This is a genomic window from Plastoroseomonas arctica (assembly GCF_018128965.1).
Taxonomy (GTDB): Bacteria; Pseudomonadota; Alphaproteobacteria; order Acetobacterales; family Acetobacteraceae; genus Plastoroseomonas; species Plastoroseomonas arctica.
The window spans coordinates 38,979-64,587 of sequence record NZ_JAAEDH010000023.1 but is presented as its reverse complement, the minus strand read 5'-3'; the positions used below and the strand labels follow the sequence as shown (position 1 = coordinate 64,587).

The 25,609-nt window shown below is 68.8% G+C and carries 32 protein-coding genes; 9 read left to right on the top strand and 23 right to left on the bottom strand.

Annotated features, from left to right (window positions below; genetic code table 11):
• Positions 1 to 13: 13 nt before the first annotated feature.
• Genes rpmC through rpsL form a run of 13 tightly spaced genes read right to left on the bottom strand, consistent with a single transcriptional unit; the run spans position 14 to position 6,937 of the window.
• The gene (gene rpmC / locus GXW79_RS17765) at positions 14 to 223 is read right to left on the bottom strand and encodes a 50S ribosomal protein L29 (protein ID WP_211875781.1); all 210 of its coding nucleotides are present in this window, start codon (positions 221 to 223) and stop codon (positions 14 to 16) included.
• Between the two features lie 3 nt (positions 224 to 226).
• A complete protein-coding gene (rplP, locus tag GXW79_RS17760) occupies positions 227 to 646 on the bottom strand; it encodes a 50S ribosomal protein L16 (RefSeq protein WP_211875780.1) in 420 nt (139 codons plus the stop codon).
• A 12-nt stretch (positions 647 to 658) separates the two neighbouring features.
• Complete coding sequence (rpsC, locus tag GXW79_RS17755) at positions 659 to 1,336, bottom strand: 30S ribosomal protein S3 (protein WP_211875779.1); 678 nt, start codon at positions 1,334 to 1,336, stop codon at positions 659 to 661.
• Position 1,337: 1 nt separating this feature from the next.
• Positions 1,338 to 1,733 (bottom strand): 50S ribosomal protein L22, encoded by a 396-nt coding sequence (gene rplV, locus GXW79_RS17750; protein ID WP_211875778.1) that lies wholly within the window; start codon positions 1,731 to 1,733, stop codon positions 1,338 to 1,340.
• 3 nt (positions 1,734 to 1,736) lie between these two features.
• A complete protein-coding gene (gene rpsS / locus GXW79_RS17745; RefSeq protein ID WP_211875777.1) occupies positions 1,737 to 2,015 on the bottom strand; it encodes a 30S ribosomal protein S19 in 279 nt (92 codons plus the stop codon).
• 5 nt (positions 2,016 to 2,020) lie between these two features.
• On the bottom strand, positions 2,021 to 2,854 hold the full coding sequence (gene rplB / locus GXW79_RS17740; protein ID WP_211875776.1) for a 50S ribosomal protein L2: 834 nt from the start codon (positions 2,852 to 2,854) through the stop codon (positions 2,021 to 2,023).
• A gap of 4 nt (positions 2,855 to 2,858) precedes the next feature.
• Complete coding sequence (locus tag GXW79_RS17735) at positions 2,859 to 3,155, bottom strand: 50S ribosomal protein L23 (RefSeq protein WP_456315836.1); 297 nt, start codon at positions 3,153 to 3,155, stop codon at positions 2,859 to 2,861.
• A 29-nt stretch (positions 3,156 to 3,184) separates the two neighbouring features.
• Entirely contained in the window at positions 3,185 to 3,805 is a 621-nt protein-coding gene (gene rplD / locus GXW79_RS17730) for a 50S ribosomal protein L4 (RefSeq protein WP_211875774.1), read from the bottom strand.
• A 10-nt stretch (positions 3,806 to 3,815) separates the two neighbouring features.
• Entirely contained in the window at positions 3,816 to 4,505 is a 690-nt protein-coding gene (gene rplC / locus GXW79_RS17725; protein WP_211875773.1) for a 50S ribosomal protein L3, read from the bottom strand.
• Positions 4,506 to 4,524: 19 nt separating this feature from the next.
• Positions 4,525 to 4,833, bottom strand: coding sequence for a 30S ribosomal protein S10 (rpsJ, locus tag GXW79_RS17720; protein ID WP_211875772.1), 309 nt, complete (start codon positions 4,831 to 4,833; stop codon positions 4,525 to 4,527).
• A 29-nt stretch (positions 4,834 to 4,862) separates the two neighbouring features.
• On the bottom strand, positions 4,863 to 6,050 hold the full coding sequence (gene tuf / locus GXW79_RS17715; RefSeq protein WP_211874523.1) for an elongation factor Tu: 1,188 nt from the start codon (positions 6,048 to 6,050) through the stop codon (positions 4,863 to 4,865).
• A 29-nt stretch (positions 6,051 to 6,079) separates the two neighbouring features.
• Complete coding sequence (gene rpsG / locus GXW79_RS17710) at positions 6,080 to 6,556, bottom strand: 30S ribosomal protein S7 (protein WP_211875771.1); 477 nt, start codon at positions 6,554 to 6,556, stop codon at positions 6,080 to 6,082.
• A 9-nt stretch (positions 6,557 to 6,565) separates the two neighbouring features.
• The gene (rpsL, locus tag GXW79_RS17705; protein ID WP_211875770.1) at positions 6,566 to 6,937 is read right to left on the bottom strand and encodes a 30S ribosomal protein S12; all 372 of its coding nucleotides are present in this window, start codon (positions 6,935 to 6,937) and stop codon (positions 6,566 to 6,568) included.
• 339 nt (positions 6,938 to 7,276) lie between these two features.
• On the opposite strand from rpsL, the gene GXW79_RS17700 reads away from it, so the two are divergent.
• Complete coding sequence (locus tag GXW79_RS17700) at positions 7,277 to 7,774, top strand: cupin domain-containing protein (protein WP_211875769.1); 498 nt, start codon at positions 7,277 to 7,279, stop codon at positions 7,772 to 7,774.
• On the opposite strand, the gene GXW79_RS17695 is transcribed toward GXW79_RS17700, so the two are convergent.
• From GXW79_RS17695 to GXW79_RS17685, 3 genes are all read right to left on the bottom strand, one after another.
• Positions 7,775 to 9,355, bottom strand: coding sequence for an ABC transporter substrate-binding protein (locus GXW79_RS17695; RefSeq protein ID WP_211875768.1), 1,581 nt, complete (start codon positions 9,353 to 9,355; stop codon positions 7,775 to 7,777).
• A gap of 113 nt (positions 9,356 to 9,468) precedes the next feature.
• The gene (locus GXW79_RS17690) at positions 9,469 to 9,714 is read right to left on the bottom strand and encodes a phage baseplate assembly protein V (RefSeq protein WP_211875767.1); all 246 of its coding nucleotides are present in this window, start codon (positions 9,712 to 9,714) and stop codon (positions 9,469 to 9,471) included.
• 62 nt (positions 9,715 to 9,776) lie between these two features.
• A complete protein-coding gene (locus tag GXW79_RS17685; protein WP_211875766.1) occupies positions 9,777 to 10,424 on the bottom strand; it encodes a Tat pathway signal protein in 648 nt (215 codons plus the stop codon).
• 153 nt (positions 10,425 to 10,577) lie between these two features.
• Between GXW79_RS17685 and GXW79_RS17680 the strand changes: the two genes are divergently transcribed.
• From GXW79_RS17680 to GXW79_RS17670, 3 genes are read left to right on the top strand one after another with little or no spacing between them, the layout of a single operon-like run.
• A complete protein-coding gene (locus GXW79_RS17680) occupies positions 10,578 to 11,234 on the top strand; it encodes a glutathione S-transferase family protein (RefSeq protein WP_211875765.1) in 657 nt (218 codons plus the stop codon).
• Positions 11,235 to 11,274: 40 nt separating this feature from the next.
• Entirely contained in the window at positions 11,275 to 11,607 is a 333-nt protein-coding gene (locus GXW79_RS17675) for an FKBP-type peptidyl-prolyl cis-trans isomerase (protein WP_367614950.1), read from the top strand.
• On the top strand, positions 11,600 to 12,226 hold the full coding sequence (locus tag GXW79_RS17670) for a NeuD/PglB/VioB family sugar acetyltransferase (protein ID WP_211875764.1): 627 nt from the start codon (positions 11,600 to 11,602) through the stop codon (positions 12,224 to 12,226). The genes GXW79_RS17675 and GXW79_RS17670 overlap by 8 nt, the downstream gene beginning before the upstream one ends.
• On the opposite strand, the gene GXW79_RS17665 is transcribed toward GXW79_RS17670, so the two are convergent.
• Together GXW79_RS17665 and GXW79_RS17660 are read right to left on the bottom strand one after the other, a co-directional pair.
• Entirely contained in the window at positions 12,223 to 13,113 is an 891-nt protein-coding gene (locus GXW79_RS17665) for a fumarylacetoacetate hydrolase family protein (RefSeq protein ID WP_211875763.1), read from the bottom strand. The genes GXW79_RS17670 and GXW79_RS17665 overlap by 4 nt on opposite strands.
• A 67-nt stretch (positions 13,114 to 13,180) precedes the next feature.
• Positions 13,181 to 14,131: a M14 family metallopeptidase gene (locus GXW79_RS17660; RefSeq protein WP_211875762.1), complete on the bottom strand. Its 951-nt coding sequence runs from the start codon at positions 14,129 to 14,131 to the stop codon at positions 13,181 to 13,183.
• A gap of 155 nt (positions 14,132 to 14,286) precedes the next feature.
• Here GXW79_RS17660 and GXW79_RS17655 point away from each other — a divergent pair, with 155 nt between their 5' ends.
• Positions 14,287 to 15,810, top strand: a complete 1,524-nt coding sequence (locus tag GXW79_RS17655) for a M81 family metallopeptidase (protein ID WP_211875761.1) — start codon at positions 14,287 to 14,289, stop codon at positions 15,808 to 15,810.
• 236 nt (positions 15,811 to 16,046) lie between these two features.
• Positions 16,047 to 17,126, top strand: coding sequence for a Hint domain-containing protein (locus tag GXW79_RS17650; protein ID WP_211875760.1), 1,080 nt, complete (start codon positions 16,047 to 16,049; stop codon positions 17,124 to 17,126).
• Positions 17,127 to 17,165: 39 nt separating this feature from the next.
• Here GXW79_RS17650 and GXW79_RS17645 read toward each other — a convergent pair whose 3' ends face one another.
• The 4 genes from GXW79_RS17645 to GXW79_RS17630 all read right to left on the bottom strand — a co-directional run bounded on the left by GXW79_RS17645 (position 17,166) and on the right by GXW79_RS17630 (position 21,818).
• The gene (locus GXW79_RS17645) at positions 17,166 to 17,507 is read right to left on the bottom strand and encodes a hypothetical protein (RefSeq protein WP_211875759.1); all 342 of its coding nucleotides are present in this window, start codon (positions 17,505 to 17,507) and stop codon (positions 17,166 to 17,168) included.
• Between the two features lie 106 nt (positions 17,508 to 17,613).
• Complete coding sequence (locus GXW79_RS17640) at positions 17,614 to 18,804, bottom strand: MFS transporter (protein WP_211875758.1); 1,191 nt, start codon at positions 18,802 to 18,804, stop codon at positions 17,614 to 17,616.
• A gap of 1 nt (position 18,805) precedes the next feature.
• The gene (polA, locus tag GXW79_RS17635) at positions 18,806 to 21,604 is read right to left on the bottom strand and encodes a DNA polymerase I (RefSeq protein ID WP_246504092.1); all 2,799 of its coding nucleotides are present in this window, start codon (positions 21,602 to 21,604) and stop codon (positions 18,806 to 18,808) included.
• Entirely contained in the window at positions 21,591 to 21,818 is a 228-nt protein-coding gene (locus tag GXW79_RS17630) for a zinc-finger domain-containing protein (protein ID WP_211875756.1), read from the bottom strand. The genes polA and GXW79_RS17630 overlap by 14 nt, the downstream gene beginning before the upstream one ends.
• 197 nt (positions 21,819 to 22,015) lie before the next feature.
• On the opposite strand from GXW79_RS17630, the gene GXW79_RS17625 reads away from it, so the two are divergent.
• The 3 genes from GXW79_RS17625 (at position 22,016) to GXW79_RS17615 (ending at position 24,780) form a co-directional block, all read left to right on the top strand.
• Complete coding sequence (locus tag GXW79_RS17625; RefSeq protein ID WP_211875755.1) at positions 22,016 to 23,338, top strand: NAD(P)/FAD-dependent oxidoreductase; 1,323 nt, start codon at positions 22,016 to 22,018, stop codon at positions 23,336 to 23,338.
• A 98-nt stretch (positions 23,339 to 23,436) separates the two neighbouring features.
• Entirely contained in the window at positions 23,437 to 23,985 is a 549-nt protein-coding gene (locus GXW79_RS17620) for a papain-like cysteine protease family protein (protein ID WP_211875754.1), read from the top strand.
• Between the two features lie 153 nt (positions 23,986 to 24,138).
• The gene (locus tag GXW79_RS17615; protein WP_211875753.1) at positions 24,139 to 24,780 is read left to right on the top strand and encodes a tetratricopeptide repeat protein; all 642 of its coding nucleotides are present in this window, start codon (positions 24,139 to 24,141) and stop codon (positions 24,778 to 24,780) included.
• A 52-nt stretch (positions 24,781 to 24,832) separates the two neighbouring features.
• Here GXW79_RS17615 and GXW79_RS17610 read toward each other — a convergent pair whose 3' ends face one another.
• Complete coding sequence (locus tag GXW79_RS17610) at positions 24,833 to 25,606, bottom strand: substrate-binding domain-containing protein (protein WP_211875752.1); 774 nt, start codon at positions 25,604 to 25,606, stop codon at positions 24,833 to 24,835.
• Positions 25,607 to 25,609 lie beyond the last annotated feature (3 nt).

Genomic DNA, 25,609 nt, shown 5'->3' with positions numbered 1-25,609 from the left:
TCCTCTTTCTTTGTCAGGCGTTGGAGGCAGAGGCGCGGGCGCGCTCCGCCAGGATGGTTTTGACCCGCGCAATGTCGCGGCGCACCAGCTTGACGCGGCTGACCGCCTCGAGCTGACCCGTCGCGCGCTGGAAGCGCAGGTTGAACTGCTCCTTGCGGAGGTCGAGCAGCATGCCCTGCAGCTCGTCGGGGCTCTTCGCCCGCACATCGACAATCTTGGTCACGTCTTACGCCTCCGCGCCCAGGCGCACGATGAACTTGGTCTTGATCGGCAGCTTGGCCGCGCCGAGGGAAAGCGCCTCGCGGGCAGTCTCCTGCGGCACGCCGTCGATCTCGAACATGATGCGGCCAGGCTTGACCCGGGCCACCCAATATTCGGGCGCGCCTTTGCCCGAGCCCATGCGGACTTCGGCGGGCTTGGTCGAGACCGGCACATCCGGGAAGATCCGGATCCAGACGCGGCCGGCGCGCTTCATCGCACGCGTGATCGCGCGGCGGGCCGCCTCGATCTGGCGCGCGGTGATGCGCTCGGGCTCCATCGCCTTCAGGCCATAGGCGCCGAAATCCAGCGAGAACCCGCCCTTGGCGAGGCCCTTGATGCGGCCCTTATGGGCCTTTCGGAAGGTGGTGCGCTTCGGTTGCAGCATTGTCGTACTTCCTCAGCGCTGCGGCGCTTGTTCGGCGGCGCGCTTGTCCTGCGCCATCGGGTCATGGGCCAGGATCTCGCCCTTGAACACCCACACCTTCACACCGCAGGTGCCATAGGTGGTCATGGCTGTGGCCGTGCCGAAATCGATGTCGGCGCGCAGCGTGTGCAGCGGCACGCGACCTTCGCGATACCACTCGGCGCGCGCGATCTCGGCGCCACCCAGGCGACCCGAGCAGTTGATCCGGATGCCCAGCGCGCCGAGGCGCATGGCGGACTGCACGGCGCGCTTCATCGCACGACGGAAGGCGATGCGGCGCTCGAGCTGCTGGGCGATGTTCTCGGCCACCAGCGTCGCGTCGATCTCCGGCTTGCGGATTTCGACGATGTTCAGCGCCACTTCGCCGCCGGCGAGCTTCGAGAGCTCCTTGCGCAGCACTTCGATATCCGCGCCCTTCTTGCCGATGACGACGCCGGGGCGGGCCGCGTGGATGGTCACGCGCGGCTTCTTGGCCGGGCGCTCGATCACGATGCGGGAGACGCCGGCACCCTTCAGCTTCTCGCGCAGGATGGCGCGCAGCTTGATGTCCTCATGCAGCAGCTTGGCGTAGTCGCGATCGGCGAACCAGCGGCTGTCCCAGGTGCGGTTGATGCCGAGCCGGAACCCAATCGGGTTGATCTTCTGACCCATGTTATGCGGTCTCCTGCGTTGCCGCGACCTGCTGTTCGGCGACCACGATCTTGAGGTTGCTGAACCACTTCTCGATGCGGGACGCCTTGCCGCGGCCGCGGGCCGCGAAGCGCTTCATCACCACCGAACGGCCAACCTCGGCCTTGTGCACGACCAGACGGTCGACATCGAGCTGGTGGTTGTTCTCGGCATTCGCGATCGCGCTCTCGAGCGTCTTGCGCACGGTGACGGCGATGCGCTGCTTGGCGAAGGTGAGCTCGGCCACGGCCTGGCTCGCCGCCTTGCCGCGGATGAGACCGGCGACGAGGTTCAGCTTGCGCGGGCTGACGCGGATATTCCACGTCACGGCCTGGGCTTCGGTTTCCGCAAGCGTGCGGGCGTGTTTCGGCTTGCTCATGACTTAGCCCCGCTTCGCCTTCTTGTCCGACGAGTGGCTGGTGAAGGTGCGCGTCGGCGAGAACTCGCCGAACTTGTGCCCCACCATGTTCTCGGAGACCTGCACCGGCAGGAACTTCCGGCCGTTATAGACGCCGAATGTCAGCCCCACGAACTGCGGCAGGATCGTGCTGCGCCGCGACCAGATCTTGATGATCTCGTTGCGGGTGGAGTTGCGGGCGGCTTCCGCCTTGTTGAGCAGGTAGCCGTCCACGAACGGCCCCTTCCAGACGCTGCGCGACATCGCGGTCAGCCCTTCGTCGCGTTGCGACGGCGGACAATGAGCCCGTCCGTGCGCTTGTTGTTGCGTGTCTTGTAGCCCTTGGTCGGCTTGCCCCACGGCGTGACCGGATGACGGCCGCCCGAGGTCCGACCCTCACCACCACCGTGCGGGTGGTCGACCGGGTTCATCACCACACCGCGCTGATGCGGCTTGCGGCCCAGCCAGCGCGAACGCCCGGCCTTGCCGAGTTCCTGGTTGGAATTGTCGGGGTTCGACACCGCACCGATGGACGCCATGCATTCGGCGCGCACGACGCGCACTTCACCCGACATCAGCTTGATCTGGGCGTACCCGGCATCCTTGCCGACCAGCTGCGAGAAGGTGCCCGCCGAGCGCGACATCTTGCCACCCGCACCGGGCTTCAGCTCGATGTTGTGGATGATCGTGCCGACGGGGATGTTGGCCAGCGGCATCGCATTGCCGGGCTTCACATCGGCCTTCTGGTCGGCCACCACGACATCGCCAACCTTCAAACGCTGCGGCGCCAGGATATAGGCGAGCTCGCCATCCTGGTACTTCACCAGCGCGATGAAGGCCGTGCGGTTCGGGTCGTATTCCAGGCGCTCGACCGTCGCGGGAATTCCGAATTTGCGGCGCTTGAAATCCACCATGCGGTAGGATTGCTTGTGCCCGCCGCCACGGAAGCGGCTGGTGATGCGGCCGTGATTGTTGCGCCCGCCCGAGTGGTTCTTGCCCTCGGTGAGGCCCTTGACGGGCTTGCCCTTCCACAGGCCGGCGCGGTCGATGAGGACCGTGCCGCGCAGGGAGGGCGTGATCGGGTTGAAATGCTTCATCGCCATGGCGTTACGCAAGCCCCGTGGTCAGGTCGATGCTCTGGCCTTCGGCCAAGCGCACCATCGCCTTCTTGGTGTCGGAACGGCGGCCGGGGCGGTTGCGGAACCGCTTGGCCTTGCCCTTGGTCACGATCGTGTTCACCGAGACGACGTTGACGCCGAACAGGGTCTCGACCGCGGCCTTGATCTCCGGCTTCGTCGCATCCAGCGTCACCCGGAAGGTGACCTGGCCCTGCTCGGTCAGCAGCGTCGCCTTCTCGGTCACCACCGGGGCCAGGATCGTCTGGTACATCCGCTCGCGCGAGATCTTCGGCGCCGGCTTCTTCTGCAACCCGCTCATGCCAGGCGCTCCTTCAGGGCCTCAATGCCGGCGCGGGTGACCGCGAGGGTATCGTGCTTGAGGATGTCATAGACGTTCGCGCCGATGGTCGGCAGCACCTGCACCTTAGGCAGGTTGGAGACCACGCGGCCGAAATGCTCGTCCACGGCAGCGTCCACCACCAGAACGCTGGTCCAGCCGAGCGCCTTGATCTTGGCGGCCATCGCGCCGGTCTTGGCACCCTCGCCGGGGGCGGCGGCGTCGAGCACGACGAGCTTGCCCTCGGCGGCCTTCATCGACAGGGCCGAGATCAGGCCCAAACGGCGGACCTTCTTGTTCAGCGAATAGCCGTGGTCGCGAACGACCGGGCCATGCACGATGCCGCCCTTGCGGAATTGCGGCGCGCGCAGCGAGCCCTGGCGCGCATTGCCGGTGCCCTTCTGGCGATAGGGCTTCTTGGTCGTGCCCGAAACCTCGCCCATGCCCTTCACCTTGTGGGTGCCGGCGCGGCGCTTGGCGAGTTGCCAATGGACGACCCGCGCCATGATGTCGGCGCGCGCGGCTGCGCCGAACAGCGCCTCCGGCAGCTCGATCTCGCCGGCATCGGCGTTGTCGAGGGTGATGATCTTGACCTGCATCATATTGTCCTCAGGCCGCCGCGACTGTCGGGAAGGGCGCGTCGGCATGGCGAGCACGCTTCACGGCATCGCGCACCAGCACATAGGTGCCGATGGAGCCGGGCACGGCGCCCTTGACGAAAAGCAGGCCCTTCTCGGCATCGACCATCGCCACTTCCAGATTCTGGGTGGTGATGCGGTCCTGCCCGAGATGGCCGGCCATCTTCTTGTTCTTGAAGGTCTTGCCCGGATCCTGGCGGTTGCCGGTGGAGCCGTGCGAACGGTGGCTGACCGAGACGCCGTGCGACGCCTCGAGGCCCGCGAAGTTCCAACGCTTCATGGCACCGGCAAAACCCTTGCCCTTGGTGGTGCCGGTCACGTCGATCTTCTGGCCCTTCACGAAATGCGCGGGGCTCAGCGTGGTGCCGGGCGCGATCAGCGCGTCCTCGGCGACACGGAACTCCACGACATGGTGCGGCGCCTCGACGCCGGCCTTCGCGAAATGGCCCTTGTTGGCCTTCGACACATTCTTGGGCTTCGCGTTGCCGATGCCGATCTGCACGGCGGTGTAGCCCTCGCCCTCGATGGTGCGATTGGCGACGACGCGCACATTGTCCACATGGAGCAACGTGACTGGGACAGTGGAGCCGTCATCATTGAAGATGCGGCTCATGCCCAATTTCTTGGCGATGAGGCCAGTGCGGCCAGTCTTGGCGGCCATGATAATGCTCCCTCGGCCGTCAGATCTTGATCTCGACGTCCACGCCGGCGGCCAGGTCGAGCTTCATCAGCGCGTCCACGGTTTGCGGGGTGGGGTCGACGATATCGAGTAGGCGGCGATGCGTGCGGATTTCGAACTGCTCGCGCGACTTCTTGTCGACGTGCGGCGAGCGGTTCACCGTGAAACGTTCGATATGCGTGGGCAGGGGGATGGGCCCGCGCACATGCGCACCCGTCCGCTTGGCCGTGTTCACGATCTCCCGCGTGCTGGAATCCAGCACGCGGTGATCGAACGCCTTGAGGCGGATGCGGATATTCTGGCTGTCCATGGCGGTGTGCCGGTCTTCCCTGAAACTGCTTACGCCACGATCTTCGCGACAACACCGGCGCCGACGGTCCGCCCACCCTCGCGGATGGCAAACCGCAGCCCCTCATCCATCGCGATCGGCGCGATCAGCTCGACATCCATCGTCACGTTGTCGCCGGGCATCACCATCTCGACGCCCTCGGGCAGCTGGACGACGCCGGTCACGTCGGTGGTGCGGAAGTAGAACTGCGGACGGTAGTTGGTGAAGAACGGCGTGTGGCGCCCGCCCTCTTCCTTCGTCAGCACATAGGCCTCGGCCTTGAACTTGGTGTGCGGGGTGATCGAGCCCGGCGCGGCGAGAACCTGCCCGCGCTCCACATCCTCACGCTTGGTGCCGCGCAGCAGCGCGCCGATGTTGTCGCCGGCCTGCCCGCTGTCCAGCAGCTTGCGGAACATCTCCACGCCCGTGACGACGGTCTTCACGGTGGTCTTGAGGCCGATGATCTCGACTTCCTCGCCCACCTTGATGATGCCGCGCTCGACGCGCCCGGTCACCACCGTGCCGCGGCCGGAGATGGAGAACACGTCTTCCACCGGCATCAGGAAGGGCCGGTCCATCGCGCGCACCGGCTGCGGGATGTAGGCGTCGACCGCTTCCATCAGCTTCAGGATCGCCTGCTCGCCCTTCTCGGGGTCCTTGTCTTCGAGCGCCATCAGCGCCGAGCCATGGATGATCGGGATGTCGTCGCCCGGGTACTGGTAGGAGGACAGCAGCTCGCGCACTTCCATCTCGACCAGTTCCAGCAGGTCGGGGTCGGCCATGTCGGTCTTGTTGAGGAACACCACCAGCGCGGGGACGCCGACCTGGCGGGCGAGCAGGATGTGCTCGCGCGTCTGCGGCATCGGGCCGTCGGCGGCCGAGACCACCAGGATCGCGCCGTCCATCTGCGCGGCACCCGTGATCATGTTCTTCACGTAGTCGGCGTGGCCGGGGCAATCGACATGGGCGTAGTGGCGGTTTGTGGTCTCGTACTCGACATGCGCGGTCGAGATCGTGATGCCGCGGGCACGCTCCTCCGGCGCCTTGTCGATCTGGTCATAGGCGGTGAAGGTCGCCCCGCCCGACTTCGCCAGGATCTTGGTGATCGCCGCCGTCAGCGACGTCTTGCCATGGTCCACGTGACCAATGGTGCCGATGTTGCAGTGCGGCTTGTTCCGCTCGAATTTCGCCTTGGCCATCTGTCAGGTCCTCGAATTCGGGTCTTTGGTTACCAGCGGTAATGGCTGAAGGCCTTGTTCGCCTCCGCCATCCGGTGGGTGTCTTCACGCTTCTTGACCGCGGTGCCGCGATTGTTGGCGGCATCGATGAGCTCGGCCGAGAGGCGTTCCTCCATCGTGTGCTCGCCGCGCTTGCGGGCGCTATCGATTAGCCAACGGATGGCCAGCGCCTGGCGGCGCTCGGGGCGCACCTCGACAGGGACCTGGTAGGTGGCGCCACCGACGCGGCGCGAACGCACCTCGACGGCGGGCTTCACATTGTCCATCGCCTCGTGGAACACGCGCAACGGGTCCGAGTTCGGGCCGCCCTTGCGCTTAAGCGTGTCCATCGCGGCGTAGACGATGCCTTCCGCGGTGCTCTTCTTGCCATCGTACATCAGCACGTTCATGAAACGGCTGAGGACGAGATCGCCGAACTTGGGATCCGGCAGGACTTCGCGCTTTTCGGCGCTGTGACGACGGGACATCTCAGCTCCTCACTTCGGCCGCTTCGCGCCGTAGAGCGACCGGCGCTTGCGGCGCTTCGGCAGGCCCTGCGTGTCGAGCACGCCGCGCAGAATGTGGTAACGCACGCCTGGCAAATCCTTCACGCGGCCGCCACGGATCAGGACCACGGAGTGTTCCTGGAGGTTGTGGCCCTCGCCGGGGATGTAGCTCACCACTTCATAGCCATTGGTCAGCCGCACCTTGGCGACCTTACGAAGCGCCGAGTTCGGCTTCTTCGGGGTCGTCGTGTAGACGCGGGTGCAGACGCCCCGCTTCTGCGGGCTTCCCGCGAGGGCGGGAACCTTGTTCCGCTTGGGATTGGGCTCGCGCCCTTGGGCGATGAGCTGGTTGATCGTCGGCATGACGCCCCTTCGGTCCATTCAAGACGCGACCCCAGCGCCACGCGAGCAAGACGCGATCAGGCCCGCATGGAAATGCAAATGCATTTCCTGGCGGGCCTTGTCCTGCACCCGGCCTCGGCCCACCCCAACCAGGGGAGAGCGGTACCGGACACGCAACACTGTGGTCCAAAACAGCCTGGAGGCGCATGGCGTCCCCGAGAGCGCGGCTTCTATGCCGGGAGGTCTGGCAAGTCAAGCCGCTGATGCCCTTCCGGGGAGATTCAAGCTGCGCGTTTTTCGTGGCGCGCATGGGGTGGCTCGGCGACCATTCATCAGCCCCGCAGGCATAGAGGAACGCCGATGCCCGACCCAGCCCCCCTCGTCATCGTCCAGCCCGGCGAGGCGCGCTCCTTCTGGCAGCCGGTGCCGGCCAACGGCTTCGTGCAATGCCTGCTCGAATCGGGAGCGATCGGGGCCGAGACCCCGTTCGCCATGGGCACCCAGACGGTCGATGCCGGTTGCTTCGTGCGCGAACACCAGCACCCCGCCAATGAGGAGGTGATCCTGGTGCTCGAGGGGCGCGGGGAGGCGCTGCTCGACGGCACCCGCACCGCGCCGCTGGAGAAGGGCACCTGCCTGTTCATCGGCAAGGCCCGGCCGCACCGCTTCCAGGCCGCGCCGGAGGCGCCGATGACCTTCCTGTGGCTGATGTTGCCAGGCGGGCTCGAGACCTTCTTCGCCCGCATCGGGCGGGAACGCCACGCGGGCGAGGCGCCGCCCGTGCCCTTCCCACGGCCGGACAACGTGACGCAGATCGAGTCGGAAACGGTGTTCGGGGCGCTGCCGCCCAGGCCGTGATCAGCTGCGGCGCACGTTCCAGAACGTCGAGAACCCCTCGACGATCCCCGTGATGTTGCTCCGAAACGCCGTCGGCTGCAGGTACTGTCCGAGCGGGTAGTAGGGCACTTCCCGCATCGCCTCGACCTGGATGTCGCGGCAGATGGCCTGCTGCGCGGCCAGGTCGGGCGCGGCGAACCAGGCGTCGCGAAGCTCTTCGACCCGCGGCATCGTCGCCCAGCCGCCATAGCCATTATCGCCATTGCCGCGCAGCGCGATGTGGCCCGCCGGGTTCAGCCAGTCCGTGCCGACCCAGTTGGTGACGAAGGCGCTCCACCCACCCTCGGCCACCGTGCCGCGCCGGTTGCGCCGCTGCAGCATGGCGTTGAACTCGACCGAGTAGACCTCGACGTTGAGCCCCGCCTTCTTGAACTGGTCCTCGACGACAGCGCCCATCTGCGAGATCGGTTGCGAGGTCGAGGCGACCATCAGCAGCACCGGCTCCCCCCGATAGCCGGACGCGCGCACCGCCGCCTTGACGCGGTCATAGTCGCGCGGGCCCCGCAGCGGCTCCAGCCCCACTTCGGAGGCCATCGGCGTGCCGGGCCCGAAGAAGCCGAGCGGCACGTGGTAGAGGCTCGTCTCGGCAGGGCCGACCAGGGCCTGCATGATGGCGGTCTGGTCGATCGCGCCCCACAATGCGCGCCGCAGCTCGGGGTTGTTGAAGGGTGGCGTGAGGTGGTTCATCCGCACCATGCCGACGAAGCCGGTCGGATCCATCACCTGCACCCGCACGTTCCGCGCCCTGCGCAGCGGGGCGAGCAGGTCGTGATAGGCGTATTCCTGCCAATCCTGCTCGCCGGCGATCAGAGCGTTCGTCGCCGTCGCGCTGTCGGGCATGATGGTCCATTCGACGCGGTCGAAATGCACGACCTTCGGCCCGGAGGTCCAGCTCGGGGTCCCGTCGCGGCGCGGCACGTAGGTCTCGAATTTCGTGTAGACGACCCGGGCACCGGGGACGCGTTCATCCTCCTTGAAGCGGAAGGGGCCGGAACCGATCATCTCCGGCACCTGACGGAACGGGTCGGTGTCGGCCAGGCGCTCGGGCATCATGGCGCAAACCGGGACCGACGCCTTGCCCAGCGCGATCGGCAGCAGCGGGAAGGGGCGCTTGAGGCGGAAGCGGATGGTCTTGTCGTCGGGTGCGGAGAGCTCGTCGGTGAACTCCATGAGCGTGGTGCCGAAGGGGTCGCGCTTCGCCCAGCGGCGGATCGAGGCGACGCAGTCCCGCGCCAACACGCGCTCGCCATCATGCCAGCGCAGGCCGTCGCGGAGGGTGAGGTTCCACAGCTTGCCGTCATCTTCGATGGTGTGGCCGTCGACCATCTGCGGCGTGGCCTGGAACGCGCCATCCATGCCGTAGAGCGTGTCGAACACCATGTAGCCGTGGTTGCGGCTGACATAGGCGGTGGTCGTCACCGGATCGAGCGTGACGAGGTCCTGCTGCGGGGTGAAGCGCAGCGTCGTCGCGGATTGCGCGCGCAGGGCGCGGGGCGCTGCGAGCGTCGCCGCCGCGGCCGTCATCAGGGTGCGTCGCTGCATCATCCGCCATCCTTTGAAGCTGGGCATGAGGCGCGACGACGCGACGGCGTCGGGCAACCCATGCAGTCCAGCCTGGGATCAAGCAGGATTCATACCGCACGCCACGGCGAGGACTATCCGACGAAGCCCATCACCACGGGAAAGGCGGGATCGCCGCCTTCGAACGCGACGATACAGCTCGCACCCACCCGCACCGCCGAGCCCACGCTACCCGCCGGCCGGCACACCGGCGCCCACTGGCTGCTGATGCCCATCGCGGGGATGGTCACCTGCACCCGCCCCTGGCTGAGCGGATCGCCCGCGCCCTGCACCGTTCCGCGGTAGACGCCGGAGTAGCGCCGGCCCGTATCACCTGCCATCAGAACACACTCCTCATGCCGGTTGGAGCGGGTGGACCCGGGCGATCAAGGCGCCCGGGGCGTTACCGCCAGGTGAGTTGCTGGATCGAGCAGGTCTCCACACCACGCCGTTCGTTCGCCGCGCCATTCATGTAGACGACGCGGATATCGGCCGTGCAGCCACCGCCCTGCGGTAGCGGGATGAACAGGCTGCCACCGGGCTGAAGCGTATTGGCGCCCAGACGGTCCGGGCCCCAGTCGCGCTGGCTGGAGAGCGAGCTGTAGATCTCGCGGATGACCGTCCCAGTCCCGTTCACGATCGTGAAGGAAGGATTGCCCGTGGTCGCGCGGCCATAGCCCGGGCCGCCGCCGATCGCCGCACCGGGTGCCACGGGTGCGACGCCCCCGCCGCCGAACACGACACGGCTGATGTTGCAGGCATTGACCTGCATGCGCGTGTCATCGGTGCCGTTCGCGTAGCGGACGCGGACGTCGAGCACGCAGTCGGGGAAGTTCGGCGTCACCCAGACCTGGTTGCCGACCGGCAGCACGCCGGCGCCGAGGATGTCCGGCCCCCACTCGGAAATGCGCGAGGGCGAGACATAGGCTTCTTGGATGACCTGACCGGAGCCGTTCACCAGGTAGAAGCGGTTCTGCGCCGCCGCCGGCCCCGCGCCCATGAGCAGGGTCGCGAATGCCAGGAGCCCCGCCAAAATCGGGATACGGACCATTTTGTTTGCCTCCGGTCATTATCGATGCGTCATGCGGAACGATATCATGGGATGCGCGCGCCGCAAGCACGCTCAAGCAAGAGTTTACCGCGCCACGCGGCTTGACGGCGGCCCCCGCTGCCGGGATCGTCAATCGCCATCGGGGGACGGGCAGTGTTCACGATCTACGGGGTCTATCGCTCGCGCGCGTCGCGCAACATCTGGCTCGCCGAAGAGATGGGCGTGCCCTGGCGGCATGTGCCGGTCATCCAGCACTACCGGCTGGGCGACTGGGCGGCCGATGGGGCGCCGCTGAACACCCGTTCGGCGGAGTTCCTCGCGCTGAACCCCCGCGGCCAGGTACCGGCCCTCGATGATGACGGGCTGGTGCTCTGCGAATCCCTTGCCATCAACCTCCATCTCGCCAAGCGGCATGGTGGCGCGCTGGGGCCCGCCGATGTCGCCGAGGACGGGCTGATGACCATGTGGTCGCTCTGGGCGGCGACCGGCGTGGAGCCCCACGCCATCGAGGTGCTCTACAACCTCGTCGCCAAGCCACCCGGCGAGCGCGACGCAGGCCTGGCCGAGCGCTCGATCGCCGCGCTCGACGCCCCCTTCACGGTGCTGGAAAGCGCGCTCGAAGGCCGTGGCTATCTCGTCGGCGGCCGCTTCACAGTGGCCGACATCAACGTCGCCGAGATCGTGCGCTATGCGGCGCCGGCGAAATCCCTGTTCGAGAACCGGCCGGCCATCGCAGCCTGGCTCGAGCAATGCCACGCGCGCCCGGCCTTCCAGCGCATGTGGACCACCCGCGACGCCGAGCCCGCCTGAGGGCAATGACGGTGCAGCGACTCACGAAAGGAATAAATCCGTGACGGATACCAGGGTTGGCGACGGCGAGGAGGCCCTGCCGGGCATGCCGGTGGCGGTGCACTATTCCGGCTGGCTGTTCGACGAGAACGCCCCCGACAACAAGGGCACGAAGTTCGACAGCTCGCACAATCGCGGCACGCCGTTCCGCTTCGAACTCGGCGCCGGGATGGTGATCCAGGGCTGGGATGAGGGCGTGGCCGGGATGCGCGTCGGTGGTGCCCGTACGCTGATCATCCCGCCCGAGAAGGGCTATGGCGCGCGCGGCGCCGGCGGCGTCATCCCGCCCAACGCGACGCTGCTGTTCGAGGTCGAGCTGCTCGAGATTGGCTGAACGCGCCATCCTGGTGCTCGGCGCGGGCGGGCACGGCAAGGCCGTGCTCGACCTGCTGCTGGCGTCGGGTGATTTCGTTGTCGCCGGCGTGGTCGACGCCGCGCCGCGCGTCGCTTCGGTGCTGGGCATCGCGGTGCTGGGCGACGAGGCGGCGGCGCCACGCATCCTCGCCGAAGGGGTGGGCGACGCGCACCCGGCGATCGGCGCCAATGCCGCACGGCTTTCCGCCGGTGCGCGGCTGGAGGCGATGGGGTTCGCGCTGCCGGCGCTGGTCCATCCGAGCGCGGTGCTCGGTCGTGGCGCCACGCTCGGCGCCGGCGCGGTCGTGATGGCGCGTGCCGTGGTGGGGCCGGACGCGTCGATTGGCCGCCTCGCGCTGATCAATACCGGCGCCATCGTCGAGCATGATTGCGTGGTGGAGGAGGGGGCGCACCTGGCACCCGGCGTGGTGCTGGCCGGCGGCGTACGGGTCGGCGCGCGCGCCATGCTGGGGGCGGGGGCGGTGGTGCTGCCCGCCGTCAGCATCGGCGCCGACGCGATCATCGGTGCCGGAGCGGCGGTGATCGCCGACGTCGCACCCGGCCTCACCGTGACCGGGGTGCCGGCGCGCGCGGTCTAGGCGCCGACCGGGTTGTCCAGCCGCCCGATGCCCTCGATCTCGATCTCGACCATGTCGCCGGTGGTTAGGATGCGCGGCGGTACCATCGCGTAGCCCACGCCCTCGGGCGTGCCGGTCATGATCACGTCGCCGGGCAGCAGGGTGAACCCCTGGCTAAGCTGGCTGATGATCTCGGGCACGTCGAAGATCATCTTGCTGGTGCGGCTGGACTGCCGCTGCTCGCCATTGATCCACAGCTTGATCGCAAGGTCCGAGGCATCGAGATCCGCCGCGGGGATGATCCAGGGGCCGAGCGGACAGGAGCGGTCGAGCGACTTGCCCTTGAACCACTGCCCGTGGCGGCGCTGCAGGTCGCGACCCGTCACGTCGTTCGCGATGGTCCAGCCGAACACGTGCTTCAGCGAATCCTCGCGCGCGATGTCGCGCCCGGCGGTGCCGATGACCAGCGTCAGCTCCGCCTCGTAGTCGAGGTACTTGGTGACGTCCGCATGGCTCGGGATCTCGGCATGCGGTGCGATCACCGTGTCCGGCGCCTTGGTGAAGAATTGCGGGTATTTGGGCAGTTCGGAATTGGTGATGCCACGCGTGCGGTCGCCTTCCGCCACATGGTCCATGTAGTTGCGCCCGACGCAGAAGACGTTGCGGTGCGGGCGGGGAATCGGGGCGAGGAGCGTGACGGCGGCAGCATCGAGCAGCGCGGCTTCGGGCGGCGCTTCGGCCAGGCTGCGCAGGGCGGGCACCACGAAGGGACCCGCCTCGATCAGCGCCTGCATCGTGGCGAAGCGCACGCCGGCGGCGGCCAAATCCAGCACGCGGCCGCCTTCGAGCATCAGCCCGGGGCGCGCGCCTTCGGCATCGGAGAAGGTGATCAGGCGAAGCTGGGACATGGGCGGTTTCCTGGCCGGTGTTTCGAGCAAGGGAGCGCGGGTGCGACGCCTTGTCCAGAGGCGCCGGTCAGTCGAACTGCGCGAGGCGCACCGCGGTGTGTCCGCGCAGCGTGCGCGGGGACGGCATCACCAGCAGGCAGTCGTCGTGCGGCGTGCGGATCTCGGCCTCGCCATCCAGCGCGATCAGCGTGTTGCGCTCGGCGATGACCTCGCCGCCGCGATAGTCGCGCAGGAAGGCGAAATTGTCGGTCTGCGCGGTGACCGTGCGGGTGACGTGCGCAAGGCGCCCGGGCGGCAGAGCGGCGACCGGTGCCAACAGGCCCAGCCGGCCGGCGAGCTGGCGGAAGCATCCCTCCATGGTGGCGACGGTCGCGGCCTCCCAGTGCTGCCCGGCCTCGACCAGCAGCGCGCCGCGGCCGGGCGCCGGCTCGGCCAGGCGGTGATAGTCGATCAGGCGGCGGCCCCCGGTGTGGCCGTCATCGGCGACGACGGTGGGCGGCAGGCCGATCGCGACACCCAGCGCCGCCGCCTGCGCCGAGCGCCCGGTGAGGATCAACGGGTCCGAGGGCCACAGCATCGAATGCAGGTCGAGCACGACATCCGCCTGGTCGACCACCGGGCGCAGTTCGCGCGCGCGGCGCAGCTCGGCGGTGCGGCCCGAGCCATCGAGCACATGCTCCTCCCAGACGCGGTTCATGTCCTCGTCGATGAAGCGGCTGGCGGTCGGGTCCTCCGGCTGGAAGCGGGCGAAGGCATCGAGATTGGCGAGAGCGAGGGTGATGCGACCGCGGCGCGGCGTGAGCGTCGCGCGCAGCAGGCGGTCAAGCAGGATGGCCCCCGCGATCTCATTGCCATGGATCAGCGCGGTGACCAGCAGGTGCGGCCCGGCCGCATCGGCGGCGAAGCTGTGGACGCCCGCGATGCCGGTGTTGCCGATCCGCCAGCGCGTCAGGTCCGGCGCTGCCAGATTGACCGGAAACCGTGGCGTCGGCGTCGGGACCTCCCGATCAAGCGGCATGGCGAAGGGCTCAGACACGCGCGAGCGTGGCCGGCACGGCGGCAACGACGTGATGCGGCGAGTTCGAATGAGCGCCCATCGGTCCCAAAGCGGTCTCCCCTCGGAGTGCCATACTCTATACGGGTGTTTGAACCTGTCCAACGGGAGGCCAAGGGATGCCACTCACCGCGCCGCGCGTCGCCGTTCTCGGACTGCATCTGGAGGCGAACGCCTTCGCCCCGGTCACCGTGCTCACCGACTTCGCGCAGCAATGCCTCGAAGACGGTGCCGCGATCACGACGCTGGCGCGGGCGGAGGTGTCGCACCTGCCGGCCGAGTTTCCCGGCTTCTATCGCCGCATGGACGCGACCGGGCCCTGGCAGCCGGTGCCGATCCTCGTCGCGGCGGCACCGCCGGGCGGGCCGATCGCGCAGGATGTCTTCACCGGCTTCCTGGACGCGATGCGCACCGGGCTCGCGGCGGCGCTGCCGCTCGACGCGGTCTATCTCGGCAGCCATGGCGCCGCCTCGGCCACCGGCGACGAGGACCCCGATGGCACCATCGCCGCGATGATCCGCCAGGTCGTCGGCCCCGCGGTGCCGATCGCCGTGAGCCACGACCTGCATTGCAACCTCTCCGAGCGGCTGGTCGCGAGCGTGGATGCCTTCGTGGGCTATCGCACCAACCCACATGTGGACATGGCCGCACGCGCGGCGGAATGCGCGGATCTGATCCGCGAGATGCTGGCGGGGATGCGCCCCATGCGCCACTTCATCCGCCTGCCGATGGTGCCGCCCACCGTGACGCTGCTGACGAAATCCGGCCCCTATGCCGACCTGATCGCCGATGCCGAGGCCGCCATGCGCGACGACCCCGGCGTGCTCAACGCCTCGGTCACCGGCGGGTTCGTCTATTCGGATCTCCCCAAATGCGGGCTCTGCGTCACGGTCACCGCGCGTGACGCCGTGACGGCCGAGGCGACGGCGCAGCGGCTGGCGGCGCGCGCCTGGGCGGAGCGGGGCCGCCACACGCGCCGCCTGCTCTCGGTGGCCGAGGCCACGGCGATGGCGGTTGCGGCCGGCGAGGGACGCGAGGCGCCGGTGATCTTTTCCGACGCCGGCGACAATCCCGGCGGCGGTGGCCGCGGCAACACGGCCTGGCTGCTCACCGCTCTGCACGAGGTCGGCGCGAAGGGCGTCGCACTCGGCAACTTCATTGATCCGGAGCTGGCGTCCGAAGCCCATGCGCTGGGCGAGGGCGCCAGCTTCCAGGCGGTGTTCAACCGGACCGAGAGCGCCTTCTCCAAGCGGTTCAGCGCGCGGGCGCGCATCGTGGCGTGCGGCGACGGGCGCGGCGTCGGCCGGCGCGGCACCATGGCCGGGCGCGCCTACAACCTCGGCGCCGCAGCCCTGCTGGAACTCGACGGCAGCGGCCTGCGCGTCGTCGTGGCGAGCCTGCGGCGGCAACTGCTGGAGCCGCGCATGCTGGAGATGTTCGGCATCGACATCGGCGCCGCGCGGACGGTGGTGGTGAAGAGCCGCGGCCATTTCCGCGCCGGCTTCGACGAGTTCTTCCCCGACGACCGCATCTTCGAGGTTGACGCTCCGGGACTGACCTCGCCGGTGCTGGCGAATTTCGCCTGGAAGCGGCTGCCGCGGCCGGTGTTCCCGCTTGATGCCGAGGCGCGCTGGCCCGCATGAAGGATGCTGTTTCGCTCGGGGAGCAAGCGTGGCGGCGTCGGGCCGTCTCTGATACAGGGGTCGTGTGAAACCGGCATCACGGACCCCGGCATGCCCGTAAGCCCTGTGCTGATCCGGACTGATCGCGTGCATCCGGGTGCATGCGTCGGGGTGAGGCGGCGGGTCATGCGCCCGGAATCCACCCGGCGCGCCGCAGGGCCCGACCGAGCCTCGCCGGCGCAGGGCGAAGGGGTGCGATGAGCGGCGTTATCGGCACCGAATTCGCTGAATTCACCGGCGACGTCGCCGCGGCGTCGATCGTGTGTTTTGCCGCCGGCACGCGCATCGCCACGATGCGCGGACAGGTCGCGATCGAGCGGCTGCGCGTCGGGGACATCATCAGGCTCGCCGATGGCGGCGTGCAGCCGGCGCTCTGGATCGGGCAGGTCGAGATCGCGATCACGCGCCATCCCCATCCGGGCACGGTGCGCCCGGTGCTGATCCGCGCCGGCGCGTTTTCCGACGGCGTGCCGCTGCGCGACCTGCGCGTCTCGCCCGACCACGGCATGCTGTTCGGCGACGTGCTGGTGCCCGCCGCGATGCTGGTCAATGGTGCGACGATCCTGCAGGAGCCGTTCTGGGAGACCATCACCTACTGGCATGTCGAGGTGCCGGAGCATGCCATCCTGCTTGCCGAAGGCGCGCCGGCGGAGAGCTACCTCGATGATGGCGGTCGCGCCGCCTTCGACCATGCCGGCATCGCCGCGCAGTTCATCGATTTCGCGGTGCGCCGCGAGGCGGGGCTGTCCACCACGCTGCCCTGCCGCCCGGTGCTGCGCGATGCGGCGCGCAGCGCACCGTTCCGCCGCCATCTCGCCGCCCGCGCGCGCCGGCTCGGCGCCGACACGGTGGGCGACCCTGGGCTGCGCCTGATCGTGGGCGGCGCGGTACTGCCCTTCGCCGGCGCCTCGGTGAGCCTCAACGCGGCGGAGGCCGCCATAGCCCGCGCGCAGGGCGCGGTGCTCGCATCGCGCATATCCCTGGCGACGGCGGCGGCGGGCATGATGCGCGGCGTCGGGCTTGCGGGGCTGGTGCTGCGCGGCGGCGCCGAATTGCTGCGCTTGCCTGCCGAAGACATGCGCCTGCGCGGCGCGCGCGGGCTCGGGCCGCTGGAGGGCGGGTTGCGCTGGACCGACGGTCAGGCCTGGCTGCCGGGCGCGGTGTTTGCCGCCATGTCGCCTGGCGAGGTGACGGTCGACGCCATCCTCGCGCCAGGCGGCGAGTACTGGCGGCTCGAGGAGGCGCGGGACAGCCTGCCCCGCGCGGAGAACGCCTGAGGCGTGACACGCTGATGCGCGCCACGCCCGCGGATCGCGTTACTGCGCGTTGATGGCCGACGCGGTCACGGTGATGGTGCTGACGGCGCAGATATCGACGCCGCGGCGTTCCACCGGCGCGCCGCCATCGAACACCATGCGGAAGTCGTAGGCGCCGCCGACGGTGGGGCGGAACGCCTTGCTGGCGCCGGCCGCGAGCACCTCGGTGCCGAGCTGGTCGACGCCCCAGCTGTTCTGGCTCGCGGGGCTGAAATAGATCTCCATGATGGTGCGGCCGGAGCTGTTGACCACCGTGAAGCTGGTATCGCAGTTCTGCGCGAGCGCAGGCAGGGAAAGCGTGGCGCTCAGCAGGGCGAGCGCGAGGACTGCACGACGGAACATGGGATTCTCCAAAAAACCCGTCCGGGGATGGCGGGGCGATGTTTGATAGAGGATGGCAAGCGACGCTGGCGTTAAATTGTTGAGAGGCTTTTTTTGCCCCGTTGCGCTATTCCGCGGCGGCCAGGGTCGCTCTGCGGCGGGCGCTGAACTCCTGCCGGATGGCCATGGCCGCTGTCATCGCCGTGAAACACGCGGCCAGGAGGAAGACGAGGTTGGGGCGGCCGCCATCGAGGATCGCCCCGAAGATCAGCGGTCCGATCGCGCCGCCGATGTTGAAGCCGGTCGACACGATGCCGAACACCCGGCCCTCCATGCCGCGCGGCGCCGCGGCGCGCACCATCATGTCCCGCGAGGGCATGATGGCGCCGGTCATGAGTCCGGACGCACCCATCAGTAAAATAATCGCGATCCCGGGCAGGGGCAGCAATGCGATGGCCAGGATCAGCACGGTGGCCAGGGCGAAGCCCACGGCGGCCACGACGCCATGCTGCCGGGTGCGGTCGGCGATGAAGCCGCCGGCCAGCACGCCGATGGCGCTGAGCGTGAGCCAGGCGGTCAGCGCCGCGTTCGCGACACCCAGCGACAACCCGCGTCCTTCGGTGAAGGCCACGATGGAAAAGCTCTGCAGCCCTCCGGAGGAGAGCGACAGCAGGACGAAGAAGCCGGTCAGCGCGAGGATCGCCGGCGACAGGATCCTTCCCATCGGCACGGCCTGCGCGGCCTTGTTCACCGCGCGGGCGGCGGGCGTCTCGGCCATCGCGCCGCGCACCAGGGGCAGCGCGGCGAGCGGCCCGATGAGGCCGGCGATGAATAGCGCCGCACCCAGCCCGAATTGCGTGGCGAGGACCAGCATCAGCACCGGCGTCACCGCCCCGCCGAAATAGCCCGACGCGGTGTGGATGGAAAACGCGCGCCCCATGCGCCCCTCGCTCATGCTGCGCGACAGGATGGCGTAGTCGGAGGGGTGGTAGACCGCATTGGCGAGCCCGGCCATCAGCGCGGCGGCCAGCAGCACCGGGTAGCTCGGAAACAGGCCCAGCAGCATGAAGGCGGCTCCGCCCAGGCTCAGTCCGCCGACCAGCACGCGCCGGGCGCCCACCCGGTCCACCAGGAACCCCATCGGCGCCTGGGTAAGGCCGGAGACGATGTTGAACAGCGTCAGCGCGAAGCCGAGCTCGACGAACCCCACGCCGAGCGCATCGCGCAGCTGCGGGAACAGCGGCGGCAGCACCAGGATGTGCAGGTGGGAGGTGAAGTGGACGGCGCAGATCGCGGCCAGGGTGCGGCGCTCGCTCACGTCAGTGCGCGTCCGACCAGCTGCGCCCGGCGCCGATATCGACGGCGAGCGGCACCCGCAGCTCGGCCACCGTCTCCATGATGCGCTTCACGATCATGCTGGTCGCCTCAAGCTCCGCGTCGGGCACTTCGAAGACCAGCTCGTCATGCACCTGCAGCAGCATCCGCGCGCCGAGCCCCGCCTCGCGCAGCGCGCGGGGCAGGCGGACCATGGCGCGCTTGATGACCTCGGCCGCACCGCCCTGGAAGGGTGCGTTGATGGCGGCCCGCTCGGCGCCGGCGCGGCGCTGCGGGTCGCGCGAGCCGATCTCGGCGATCCACAGCTTCTTGCCGAAGCTGGTGCGGACATAGCCATGCTCGCGCGCCTCGGCCTTGAGGCGCTCCATGCAGTCGCGGATGCCCGGGTACTGGCCGAAATAGGCGTCGATGATGCCGCGCGCCTCGCCCGCGGTGATGCCCAGGCGCCCCGCCAGGCCGAAGGCGGACATGCCGTAGATGATGCCGAAATTGATGGTCTTGGCGCGTCGCCGCGCTTCCTTGTCCACCTGGCCCGCGGGGATGCCGAAAATCTCCGAGGCGGTGCGGCTGTGGATGTCCTCACCGCGGGCGAACGCCTCGCGCAGGGTCGGCACGTCGGCCAAATGGGCGAGCAGGCGCAGCTCGATCTGGCTGTAGTCGGCGGCGAGCAGCACGTGGCCGGGCTCGGCGACGAAGGCCGCGCGGATGCGCTGGCCTTCTTCGGAGCGCACCGGGATGTTCTGCAGGTTGGGCTCGGTCGAGGCGAGGCGTCCGGTCGAGGTATTGGCCAGGGAATAGTTGGTGTGCACGCGCCCGGTGCGCGGGTCGAGCTGCGCCTGCAGGCCATCGACATAGGTGGATTTCAGTTTTGCGATCTGGCGCCAGTCGAGCACGGCGCGGGCGAGGTCGATGCCCTGCGCGGCCAGGTCCTCCAGCACCGTCACGTCGGTGCCCCAGGCGCCGGCCTTGCCCTTCTTCCCACCCGGCAGCTTCAGCTCGTCGAACAGGATCTCGCCCAGCTGCTTCGGTGAGCCGACATTGAAGGGCTTGCCCGCGAGCGTGTGGATGCGGGCCTCCATGGTCACCAGGCGCTGGGCGAAATCCTCGCCGATGCGGGCGAGCTCGGCGCCATCGACCTTGATGCCGGTGGTCTCCATGGCCTGCAGCACGCCGATGATGCGGCGGTCCACCTGTTCGTACAGCGCGAGCGTCTGTTCCGCGCGCAGCCGCGGCTTCAGCACGTGCCACAGCCGCAGCGTGACGTCGGCATCCTCGGCGGCATAGGCGGTGGCCTTGTCGAGCGGCACCTCAGCGAAGGGGATGCGCGCGCGGCCGGTGCCGGTCACGCTGTCATAGGTGATGGGCGTGTGGCCGAGATGGCGCTGCGACAGCTCGTCCATGCCGTGGCCGTATCTCCCGGCCTCCATGGCGTAGGAGATCACCATGGTGTCGTCGATCGGGGCGACGGCGATCGCGCCATTCTCCGGCCGCGCCAGCACCTCGAGGTCGTATTTGGCGTTCTGCAGCACCTTCAGCACGGAGGGGTCTTCGAGCAGGGGCTTGAGGGCCGCCAGCGCCGCCTCGGGGCTGATCTGCGTGGGCGCCGGCGCGCTGAGCATGTCCTGCGCCACGGCACCGTGGCGCAGCGGGATGTAGCAGGCGCGCCCGGGCCGGGTCGCGAGCGAGATGCCGCTGAGGGCCGCGCGCAGCGAATCGAGGCTGTCCGTCTCGGTGTCGAGCGCCATGATCCCGGCAGCCTTCGCCTCGGCGATCCAGCGGCCGAGCGTGTCGAGGTCGGTGACCGTCTCATAGGGGCCGAAGGGCGGCGCCTCGGCGGGGGCCTCCGGCATCGGCGTCGAATCGCGCCGGGCGGCGGGGTGCAGCGCGGCCTCGCCAAAACCCAGCCGCGCCAGCAGGCTGCGGAAGCCCTGGGTGCGCAGGAAGAACTCGAGCGCCGCGGGGTCCGGCGAGCGTGCGACCATCGCCTCGATCGCGAGCGGCATCGGCGCGTCGTCGTCGAGCAGCACCAGGCGCTTGGAAATGCGCGCGAGCTCGGCATTCTCCATCAGCGCCTCGCGCCGCTTGGGCTGCTTGATGGTGTGCGCGCCGGCCAGCAGCCCTTCGAGGTCGCCGAATTCCGCGAGCAGCGCGGCCGCGGTCTTCACCCCGATCCCCGGCACGCCCGGCACATTATCCGTCGCGTCGCCGGCGAGCGCCTGGACATCGGCCACCAGGCGCGGCTCGACGCCGAATTTCTCGAACACCTCGGGGGCGCGGATCGGCTTCTGCTTGATCGGGTCGAGCATCTCGACGTCGTCGCGCACCAGCTGCATCAGGTCCTTGTCGGAGGAGACGATGGTCACGCGGCCGCCTTCCTCGGTGAAGGCGCGGGCATAGGTCGCGATGAGGTCGTCGGCCTCGTAGCCGTCGAGCTCGATGCGCGCCACACCCACGGCATCCGTCGCCTCGCGGATCAGGATGAACTGCGGGATCAGCTCGGGCGGGGCTTCCGGGCGGTGCGCCTTGTAGCCAGCGTAGATGGTGTTGCGGAAGGTCATCCGCCCGGCGTCGAACACCACGGCAATATGGGTGCCAACGTGCTTCTGCAGGAACTGGGTCAGCATCTGGGTGAAGCCGAACACCGCGTTCACATGGGTGCCGTCGGGCCGCGTCATCGGCGGCAGCGCGTGGAAGGCGCGGAAGATGTAGCCCGAGCCATCCACCAGGATCAGGTGGCGCTCCCCGGGCGGGGTGGGCGGCAGCTCCGCCTCAGTGGTGGCCATCGCCGCCCGCGCCATCCTTCAGAACATAGGTGATCGAGCAGTAGGGGCAGGTGACCTCGTGCCCCTCGATCCGCAGCCAGACACGGGGATGGCCAAGCGCGCCGGCCACCTCGCCGTCGCAGGGCACGGCGCGGCGATCGACCATGACGCGCTGGTCCGGCGTGATCCCGGCGATCGCATGCGGGGTGTAGCCGGTCTGGTTCGGGTCGCGCATGGCATTCCTCGAGGCGGGCTTCGGCGTCGCGGCGCACCTTACTGAGGGATGCCGCGCCCGGCCAGGGGAGGGGCAGGGGCGCCAACGCGCGCTTTGTCTTGGCGCCGGTCCCGGCGCGGGCCAGGATGGCGGTCGCGGCACCAGGGCTGCCGAGGCTATCACGCCCCCGGCCTTACCCGCGGGGGGGATCAGGGCCGATGGGTCAAGCCGGCGAACGTCATCGCATCGTCATCGTCGGCGGCGGCGCCGCGGGCCTGGAACTCGCGACCCGGCTCGGCAACCGCTACGGGCGCGGGACCCGGGCGAGCGTCACCCTGGTCGAGCGCGCGCGCACGCATCTGTGGAAGCCGCTGCTCCACTCCGTGGCGGCCGGCAGCCTGGACCGCGCGCAGCACGAGCTGAACTACATGGCCCAGGCGCATTGGCACCATTTCACCTACAGCTTCGGCGAGATGGTCGGACTCGACCGCGCTGCGCGAGAGATCGAACTCGGCGCCATGTCTGATGATGAGGGACGTGAGATCACGCCGGCGCGGCGCGTCGGGTACGACACGCTCATCATCGCGGTGGGCAGCGTGACCAATGATTTCGGGACGCCCGGCGCGGCGCAATTCGCCATCCCGCTGGAGACGCCCGACCAGGCGAGCCGCTTCCACCGCCGCCTGGTGAACGCGTGCCTGCGCGCGAATTCACAGCCCGAGCCGGTGCGCCCGGGCCAGCTGCACGTCGCCATCATCGGCGCGGGGGCCACGGGCACCGAGCTCGCGGCCGAGCTGCACCGCACCGTGCGCGCCGTCGTCGCCTATGGCCTGGATCGCATCCTGCCCGAACGCGACATCCGCATCGTGCTGGTCGAGGCGGCGCCGCGCATTCTGCCCGCACTGCCCGAGCGCATCTCCACCGCGACCGCCGACCTGCTGGGACAGCTCGGCGTGGAGGTGATGGCCGGCACCCGCGTCTCGGAGGTGCGGGCCGATGGCGTGGTGATGGCCGATGGGGCGGTGGTGCCGGCGGAACTCGTGGTCTGGTCGGCGGGGGTCAAGGCGCCGGATTTCCTGCGTGAGATCGGCGGGCTCGAGACCAACCGCATCAACCAGGTCGTCGTGCTGCCGACGCTGCAGACGACGCGCGACCCGGCGGTCTTCGCGATCGGCGACTGCGCATCCTGCCCGCGCGAGGGCCACCCGGCGCCGGTGCCGCCGCGTGCCCAGGCGGCGCACCAGCAGGCCAGCCACATGATCGCGCAGATCGATCGGATGCTGAGCGGCAAGCCGCTCACGCCCTTCGTCTATCGGGATTTCGGCTCGCTGGTCTCCTTGGGCAAATACAGCACCGTTGGCAGCCTGATGGGCTTCCTGGTCGGGAAAAGCATGTTCATCGAGGGCTACTTCGCGCGGCTGATGTACCGCTCGCTCTACAAGATGCACCTCACGGCGTTGCATGGCGGGGCGCCGACGCTGTGGCGCACCATCGCGGGCCTGCTCTCCCAGCGGGCGGAGCCGGGGGTGAAGCTGCATTGAGGGCACTGGTTGCCGTTGTTTCACTACCGGCAGCCGGAAGATCTCGCCTATCGTTCCGTGCCCGATACAGGGCCCGCTGGGATCGCAGGGAGGATACCATGGCCGACGCGCTTCAGATGGCACCGAACTGGGAAACCATGAAGCAGTACGCCCAGACCATCAACACCGAGTGCTGGTTGATGTGCCTGCGCATGATGTATTCGTACAAGAACTGGGATGAATTCACCATCGAAGGCAAGCTCAGTGGTGCCGGCATTCAGGTCGATTCCGCCAAGAAGACCACCGGGTTGCTGACGCGGGACTACATGAAGGCGGCCAAGGCCGTGGGCCTGCATCCCTGGGGCGCCGGACAGTCCTGGAGTGCGAGCGATTTCCGCAAATGGCTGACCATGGGCCCCGTCTGGGTCGCGGGCCGGTGGAACCCGGCGGGGTCGCACAATGTCGTCGTGGTGGGCGCGAGCGACACCAAGATCCGCTTCATCGACCCGTGGAACGACGTGATGCCGGTGGCCGAGGACCGCACCTGGGACGCGGACACCTTCATCAAGGGCAACCCGGCCAATCGCGCGAGCGCGCCGGGGACGGATTTCTACATGACCAAGATCGGCGCGATCATGAACTTCGCGTCCTTCAAGGACATCTACTGACGCGCCGGCTACAGCCCCGTCGCATGGATCGCCTCGACCACCTCCGGCCCGGTCGGCAAACCAAGCATCGCGCGGCCGCATGGACGCCACTGTATTGACGAAACGATGCGAATTGCTACGATATAAAAACAATTTATGGTAACGAGGCCTGTCTTGCGAACGCTCTTTAATATCGTCACCGGTTTTGCCCTTCTGGTGGCGCTGATCGGCATCGGCACCCGCTGGCTGCTGAAGGATGATGACGGTTCGCGGGCCTGCCAGCGCGTGAACGAGGCGCCGGCAGCCGCGGTCGCCGCCTGTACCGTCCTCCTCGATCGCGGCGCCGAGATCCGCGCCGCGCGCCGCGCCGTGGCCTTTGGCAATCGCTGCGTCGCCTACGAGAATTTGGGCAACCGGGATGCGGCGCTTGCCGATTGTGACGAAGCGATCCGTCTCGATCCCCGCCTCGCCGGGCCCTACAACACGCGCGGCGTCGTCCATATCAACCGCGGCAACCTCGATGCGGCCTTCGTTGACCTCAACGAAGCCGTTCGCCTCGATCCGCGCTCGCCGCGCCCCTACAACAACCGCGGCAACCTCCATGGGCTGCGCGGCAATGCCGATGCCGCCATCGCCGATTACAGCGAGGCGATCCGGCTCGACCCAACCTATGCACTGGCGTTCCACAATCGCGCGCGCGTGCATGCGTCTCGGCGAGACATCGAGGCAACGCGCGCAGACCTCGCGGAGGCCAACCGCCTCGGCCGCACCGAAGCTGGCGCCGAACTGGCGTTGATCGAGCAGAGGCTGCGGTAGCCGCGAACGAGGGCGCGGCGGTTCGGACGGACGTCCTCTCCGCCGGCTTTGCCTAGCGCAACGGCTCCAGACCCGCCGCACGGATCGCTTCCACCACCTCCGGCCCGGCGAGGAAAGCCACCAGGGCGCGCGCTGCTGCCGGCTCCTCGGCGCGCGTGCCGATGCCGGCCGAGAAAATCGTCGCCTGCTGCACCGAGGGCGGCAGCACGCCGATGAAATCCAGCCCCGCGATCGGGAGCAGCTCGCTCACCTGCTGAAGTCCCAGCTCGGCATCGCCGCGCGCCACCACCGCGCCCACCCGCTCGCTCAGGATACGGCGCGCCTTGGGGCCGATCTCGGCCTCGAGGCCCATGCGCTGGAGTAGCGTCTGAGAGAAGTAGGTGCCGCTCGCGCTTGCCGAATAGGCGATGGAACTCGCCTCGCGCAGCGCGCGCACGAAGCCTTCTTCGGTCGAGATGTCCCACCGCCGCGCGCCCGCGCGCACGCTCATCCCGATCAGGCTGCGCACGAGATCGACGCGGCTGCCCGGGGCCGCCTGGCCCGAGGCGATGAGTGCATCCAGCGCCGGCGCGGCGAGGATCATCACCTCCGCCACCTCGCCACGCGCAAGGCGTACCGGGATGGCGTCCGGCGCATTGCCCATCGACGCACCCTGGATGGTCACGACGCGGTGGCCGGTCGCGCGCTCGAATTGCGGCACCACCTGGCGAAACGGTTCGAAGAAGGCGCCCGAGATCATCACGCGGATGTCTGCGGCCGTCGCAAGGCCCGGCATCGCCAGCAGAAGCGCAGCGAGGCAGGCGCGCCGCAGCATCATCATCGTCATTCC